Here is a 7,220-nt window from a genome sequence, read left to right on the forward strand (position 1 = left end):
TCCAAAAAAGATACGTTATTTAAATAATAGTAAATTATTGAGTAAAGATGAACTTAGAGAAATTTTGGTTAAATTTAATGCTGGAAATGATGTTGCTGCGGCAATTAAGGGAGTATCTGTAGGTGTAGTAATTAAAAGTATTAGATACGTTAACAGTAGCAATAGAAAGACAGTAGATGTAGAGCTAAAGAGAGTGAAAGAATCAAAATAAAAATTAATGCTGATGCTAATCCAGTGAGTTCTGCGGATAGCTCAACAGAACTTAATAAATTAAATTTATGAATTGAATTATAAAGATAAAGAATTCTAAGAAGAAATGTATCATTTATACTAATAACAATTAAACTAGTTTAATTGTTATTAGTATAAATGATACATTTCTTCTTAGAATTCTTTATCTTTATAATTCAATTCATAAATTTAATTTATTAAGTTCTGTTGAGCTATCCGCAGAACTCACTGGATTAGCATCAGCATTAATTTTTATTTTGATTCTTTCACTCTCTTTAGCTCTACATCTACTGTCTTTCTATTGCTACTGTTAACGTATCTAATACTTTTAATTACTACACCTACAGATACTCCCTTAATTGCCGCAGCAACATCATTTCCAGCATTAAATTTAACCAAAATTTCTCTAAGTTCATCTTTACTCAATAATTTACTATTATTTAAATAACGTATCTTTTTTGGATAAAAAAAATCACCAGCAAACATAGGAAATTCACAATTTTCATTTCCATTCTCTAACAAATCGAATTTTGTATTAACTTACTATATCCCTCGTATCCACTTACTACTTTATCATAGAAATTTATTTAATAAATTTGTACTTCTACTAAATAATGTCTTTGCTCTTCATCCAAAAATGAGTTTGAAAGTGCAATGGCATTATATGTAATATTCTTTTTATCATAGTGGGTATTTTTTTTAACTTTTTTCAGTATACCACATTTATTAAATAACAGCCTATCACCAATTCTAATTCTTGAATTCTTGGCTAATAAATCCCCTTGAAAATTATTTGTTATTGGTATTACTGTTGCAGTTTGAGTAAAATCATCTATGTCAATGCATATTCCATATAGATCAGTACCACCTCCAGCTTCAATACAAGATTCATAACCATCCTCAAAAGATAACTTAACACCACGTTTGTATGGGTATCCTTTAACAGGATAATTCTCTAACCTATCAACACTACTAGTTACAGTCCCACCTGAATTACTAAAGCGTAAATTCTTATCTCTAAAATCTGTATTGTTACTAAAGGTAGCTCTATCACTACTAGGATTCTTCATCAATCCCTCCAACTTATCTCTTTTAGTTTCATAGTATTTTATATTGCTAAACACTTTAACCTCCTTTTTTCTTTTAAAGAAAAAAATTTGAAATACATTTAAGTTATTAATTATAGTACAAAAATTAATTTTTACTAACATTTTTAATAAAAAATTATTCAATTCTACAAAATTTAATTTGTATATAAATACAATATGTTGGTTATATTCGAATATGTTAGTCTAACAATTTATCAATCATTCTAAAATTAAGTTCTTTTTCAAAAAGAGATCTCAAAAGAAACCTAAAAATAAAAGACAGCCTAGGATTATCTATAAGACTGCCTTTATGCTTTTCTTACAATTACAGAAGACTCTAGTTTTTATCTCCTAAAACTTACTAAAACAGATCTTGCTTCTTGCATAAATCACTATATAAATAGTCTTAATCACTAGGATACTAATAAAAACAATCAACATACTGAAAATCTATATTAAGCAGTATACTTTTTGATAGTATATACCTAAAGAAAAAATATTTAATAAATATTAATCCTAGAATATTAAAATGAATTATGCCAATTGATATTAATTTATAGATTTATCTTATGTATTACTTTGGTGTTCTATAGATATTAGTACTACGAATACTATTTATAAGTACAAATTTTATTTGTTATGAATTTTTTAAAAAAATTTGGTTATACTTTCATTTAAGTTTAACTTCTTATGGAAGTTAAAGATAACTTTTAAGCTTTATGCGTGCTTGATATTTGCATAATTGATTAATTTTACGAACTAATGTCTGATCACTAAAATATCATTGATCCTTATGGTTGAAAATCTGTAGAACATCCAACAACCACTCCAAAAACAATCATTATATGAAATAAATTTAATCTTTCTTGCACCAAATTTCTCCTTTTATCAAAATCTATAACCTTTCTATATAATTTAATCTTTACAAATATAATCCTATTACCTACCAAAATTAATTAATAGCTTTTATTCATAAACTTCACAGTTCTATTTTATTTAATTACACATAAGTTTTATTTTGAACTTTAGGTGTATAATTATAACTAATGTTTAAGCTTAATTTTCTTAGCATCTTTAGAAAAAAATCTACTCAACAAATTTCTATCTATAGAATAAAAAAGAAAACATCTTCTCTGTTCCCTCATAGAGAACAAAAGAAGTGTTTTCTTTAAATGATTTTATTTTAAAATTACTGATTTGACTCCAAAACTGCCGGTTTTGGTGCTCTTGCTTTATCTATTTCTCCTTTGGCTTTATCAAGAACATTCTTTACTGTCTTCTTTATTATTTCTTCTACTGATTTCAATAACTTATTTACTGCAGTTATCCCTGCTGATTGTACTGCTTTTTCATCGTTATTTGAATTATGTGAAGCTAATTTACCATCTTTAACCAAAGATCGTAATGCTATCCCTCCGCTAACTGCACCTGCAAGAGCTGAATCTTGTGCAAAATTAGCAGCAGTAGATCCTCCTCTTGCAAACTTTAATGCACTTGTTGTCCCATTCACAGCTGAATCTATTGTTCCAGTTGCATCTCCTTCTTTTGATTTAACTATTGATTCTAGCATTTATTCTCCACGCACTGCTGATACTATTGTTGCTGCTCCTAATCCTACAGCTGCTCCTGCAGTAGCACCTGTTGTTAATACTTTAGCTCCATCTTTCGCATTACTTCCTCCTAGTGATGCTTCAGCCAAATTTAAATTACTTTCTTTTAATTTTTCAACACCTGTTTCCACAGCCATGTCCACTATTCCTTTAAATCCTTTATATGCTTTCTTTAATTCAGTCTCAGCTGCTGCTGCTCCATTTTGATTGTTTGCTACCTCAACTACCTTGTTAGCATCACCTATATCCTTTAAAGAATCTAAATGTCCTTTTAATACTCCTAATGTCTTCTTAGCTGTATCAACTGCACTTCTAATGGTCTTATTTAATATACCATCTTTATCAACATCTGCTGTTGCTTTTACTGCTACTTGCTCCAATTCTTCTGATGCAGATTCAATTTTCTTACCTAGACTGTTACAATAATCTCCTACTTCACTCTTCTTTGTATCTTTAGTAACAGTAAAACCCAAAGTCCCAGAAACTAACTCTAAAAAAGAATAAAAAACATTCTCTGCACTTCTTCCAACGTCAATCAACACCTCATTTAAACTTTTCCCTTTCCCCTCTGTTACTTGTTGTCCATTCAACAACCGTAAAAATAACCTCATATTACTCATTAATAAACCCAAAATTCAAAATATAGAGAAGAAAATAAAACATATACATTCATTTAACATTATTAATATTAATTAAAATAATTTAAATTATTATAAAAATTCGAAATCTCGTCTCAAAAAAATTATTGCTTCTATCATAGAAGAATTCTTCAATAATGATACAATATCCATTTATAACCATAGACTTGATAAGCTTAAAACTTATATTAATTTACGACTCAAAGAAATGAAAATTTCATATAAGTCTATTTATAAATATCAATCGGAAATATTATCTAACATTTTTACAAATTAACGCAACTAAATAATATCTTTTTTTTTACAACCCTAAACACTATGCCATGTACATATAAATAATATTTGATTGATTTGCATATTGTTGACAATTCTATTAAAATTTTAAAATTTATCCAGATTTAACAGACTGCTTTTTATAAGCTTCACATGCAATTTTAATACCGTTAAATGTAACTAATGCTGATCTTCCAACAATATCATCAAAAAAAATATCAAAAGCACCTACAATACCAGATTTAATCATATCTAACCCACCCACTCCTGGATTTTCTCTAGCATTTTTTATTATATAAAGTAATTCTTTAGCTTTATAACTATCATTTAACTCTAGAAAAAATTGTTCTACATATTCTTCTATTTTGTTTATATCATTTACTTTATATTTAAAACGCACATTAGTTTCATTTATTGTCTTAGAACATTCATCTTTTAGAATTTTTACAAAAAAATCTAATGTCTCTTTTTCTTCAATATTTAAACTCAATTTCACTGAAAGATCATCAACTTTATTCTGATCATGAGCAATACTATCACCACTAGAAACTTCTTTATCTTTTGGAATTGTAAGCTCTTTAATACCACAACTTAAAAACACCAATACAAATAATATACCCAAAAACTTATTCATAATAAACTTCTTTTATCAAAATTTTAACACAACTTTTTGTAAAAACAATTTAAAAACTTTCAATTAATACAAAAAGAAGCAGTGAAAAATTTCATAATAATAAAAAACAATATTTATAATTATTCATAAAATACTTCTTTTTTTTTAAAAGCTATTGACAAGCATAGCAAGTTCTTAAACAATAAAAAAAATAGACAATACCCAACTCACAAGTCAAAAATGCTAAAATACCAGATTAATATCAATTAGTACAATTTATTTTTACTAAATATAATTATTTTCTATTGACTATCATCATCACCACAATATTTCCCTTAAATCCCAAAGACTCCGAAACTAACTCCAAAAAAGAATAAAAAACTCTCTCTGCTCCACGACCTACTTCCATTAACACATCATTAAAACTCTTACCCTTCTCTCCTACTTGTTGTCCACACCCCCATCATTCCCAAAATCATCATCACCACAATACTCCCCCTTAATAAAACCACTTATCCTTCTCTACTCTCCCATACTCCAGTAACCAATTTATTTACCACAGTCTCTACTCCTAAAGCATTAGGATTCCCTTCTCTTTTCATATCACCAATAATTTTATTAAGCCCATCTTTAATCCCTTGCACAGTATCCTGAACAGTCTTAAAATATTTCCCAACATCGGATTTCTTACTCTCCAAATTCAATCCCAACACACTCCCAACAATATCGCCAAAAGAAGTAAAAACACTGACAAAATCATTTCCCAAACTAACTAAAGCCTGTAAAAACTCATTCTTCTTCTCTAATTCCGCTACTCCATTATTACATCCCATAACTCCCAAAATCATAATAATAATCAAACTTCTCTTGATAACCTTCTTCATCTTCCCACTACCCCCTCTCATTTCTTCTTTATCTCTTATTCCTCTAATTCCTCTCATCTTCTTTCTAAATCAAATCTCACAAATAAGATCCTCTACATAAAATCTCCATCCTAAAAAACTTACTCTCTTTCTTTAAAATAGAGCTCCTCTCTTCCCTAAAGAGTTAGCTCTTCTCTTTAATTAAAAACTTCTCTTTCTATCAACAACATTATTTCAACAGAAAAAACACAATAAAAACGAATAAATGAAAAACAAATAAAATATATACATGATAAATAAATACTTAACAAAAAGTAAAAAAATATATTAAATTACTTAATAAAAAAAAGAAAACATCCTCCCTATACTGCTCTACAAAGAACAAGAGAAGTGTTTCCTTGAAATTACTTTTTAGTTTATTACTTTTATCGGAAATTATCTATTTATTGTCCACTAACTGTAGATTCTGCTGCCTTATCTTCCTGTTTAATTGTAGCTAGTATTTCATTAATATTTTTTAAACCACTATCAACAGTATTCCTTATTGCTATTATTAAAGCACTGAGTGTCTTGTTTACTGCACTTGCTGCAACACCTTTAGCTCCTTCAGCTTCCGTCTTATTCGCAGCAATTTCCTTTACAATAAATTTACCATCTTTTGCCATTGCTCTTAGGGCTATACCAGCTGACATTACTGCATCTATCTTTGCTGCTGCATTCAAGTCAGTAGTTTCAGTAGAATCACCATTAGCCATTGCAAGTCCCGCTGCATCCTTTGCTTCACTTGCCTTAACAGCAGCTACTTGCTCACTAGACTTAGCTATAGCTTGAAGGATATCAGCTCCACTTACTGCACCTACAGATGCACTTGCAGCTGCTATATGTTTCTCTTCTGCTCCATTACCAGTTTTATCACCAAATAATTTTCCTATCTTCTTCTTATCATCATCAAGAGATTTAGTTACATCTTTTACTCCATCACCTTCATTTGGTTTTAACACTACACCTACTATAGCTTTTATTCCCTTAACTAGATTGCCTACACTAGTCGCTTCTGCTCCTTTACTAGCATCAGCAGCTTTCTCTATATCTCCTAAATTACCATTAACATCCTTAAGGCCAATAGCTGCTTCCTTTGCTCCTCCTGATATCTTGTCTAACGTTCCAATAACAAACAGGTCAATTACTTCTTTCAATCTTGGATAATTACCATTCTCTGTAACTAAAGTGTTTAATTTATCCTTCACCAATACCATAGTTTTTTCAATATCACTAAAATATTTCCCTATCTCACTCTTCTTAGTATCTGCCTTTATTCCCAATGTCCCACTCACCATATCCCCAAAAGCAACAAAAACATCCAAAAATCCTTTCCCTAAATTCACCATAGAACTCAAAAACTCATTCTTCTTTTCTAGCTCCGCTACTCCATTATTACATCCCATAATTCCCAAAATCATAATAATAAGCAAACATCTCTTGATAATCGTCTTCATCTTCCCACTACCCCCTCTCATTTCTTCTTTATCTTTTATTCCTCTAATTCCTCTCATCATAATTTTCCCTCCTTAATCAACTCTTTATTCCCTCCAATCTTTAAATCCTCTTATTTAAAGCTCCCTTCTCTTCCCTTTCCTCACTAGCTCATCTAAATAAGCCCTTCTACATAATCTCATCTAAATAAGCTCTCCTCACTAATCTCATCTTCCTTCTAAAAAAAGTTACTCAGAATACATACTTCCTTCTCTTCTTTTTAACTTCTCTTCTTTTTCTTCTCTTATCATTCCTTCCTTCTCTTATCATTCCTTCCTTCTCTTATCATTCCTTTCTTCTCTTTTTATAAGTTCCCTTCTCTCTTTTATTGAGTCTCTTTTATCTTTTTTATTGAGTCTCTTCTTCTCTTT

Annotated in this window: 5 protein-coding genes and 3 pseudogenes; 1 reads left to right on the forward strand and 7 read right to left on the reverse strand. The window is 29.3% G+C overall.

Annotation, left to right across the window (positions count from 1 at the left end):
• Positions 1-211 (forward strand): variable large family protein (locus U881_RS12475; RefSeq protein ID WP_038363089.1); only part of this gene is annotated, 211 nt, incomplete at its 5' end.
• A 272-nt stretch (positions 212-483) separates the two neighbouring features.
• Here the strand turns inward: U881_RS12475 and U881_RS0100765 are convergent.
• The 7 genes and pseudogenes from U881_RS0100765 to U881_RS0100800 form a co-directional block, all read right to left on the reverse strand.
• Positions 484-753: a variable large family protein gene (locus tag U881_RS0100765; protein WP_024652951.1), complete on the reverse strand. Its 270-nt coding sequence runs from the start codon at positions 751-753 to the stop codon at positions 484-486.
• A 65-nt stretch (positions 754-818) separates the two neighbouring features.
• On the reverse strand, positions 819-1,355 hold the full coding sequence (locus U881_RS0100770) for a DUF228 domain-containing protein (RefSeq protein WP_024652952.1): 537 nt from the start codon (positions 1,353-1,355) through the stop codon (positions 819-821).
• Positions 1,356-2,508: 1,153 nt separating this feature from the next.
• A pseudogene (locus tag U881_RS10315) lies at positions 2,509-3,549 on the reverse strand (variable large family protein).
• A gap of 406 nt (positions 3,550-3,955) precedes the next feature.
• Positions 3,956-4,474 (reverse strand): hypothetical protein, encoded by a 519-nt coding sequence (locus U881_RS0100785; protein ID WP_024652953.1) that lies wholly within the window; start codon positions 4,472-4,474, stop codon positions 3,956-3,958.
• Between the two features lie 316 nt (positions 4,475-4,790).
• Positions 4,791-4,913: pseudogene (locus U881_RS13815) on the reverse strand (variable large family protein); the annotation flags it as partial.
• Positions 4,914-4,992: 79 nt separating this feature from the next.
• Positions 4,993-5,337: pseudogene (locus tag U881_RS0100795) on the reverse strand (variable large family protein); the annotation flags it as partial.
• Positions 5,338-5,759: 422 nt separating this feature from the next.
• Positions 5,760-6,812, reverse strand: a complete 1,053-nt coding sequence (locus tag U881_RS0100800) for a variable large family protein (RefSeq protein ID WP_051374014.1) — start codon at positions 6,810-6,812, stop codon at positions 5,760-5,762.
• Between the last annotated feature and the right edge of the window lie 408 nt (positions 6,813-7,220).

Origin of the sequence: Borrelia persica No12 (assembly GCF_000500045.1) — a bacterium.
GTDB lineage: Bacteria > Spirochaetota > Spirochaetia > Borreliales > Borreliaceae > Borrelia > Borrelia persica.

Bases quoted from the DNA above. Each gene is read 5' to 3' on its own strand.
- U881_RS0100800 (WP_051374014.1), bottom strand. From the start codon at position 6,812: ATGAAGACGATTATCAAGAGATGTTTGCTTATTATTATGATTTTGGGA.
- U881_RS0100785 (WP_024652953.1), bottom strand. From the start codon at position 4,474: ATGAATAAGTTTTTGGGTATATTATTTGTATTGGTGTTTTTAAGTTGT.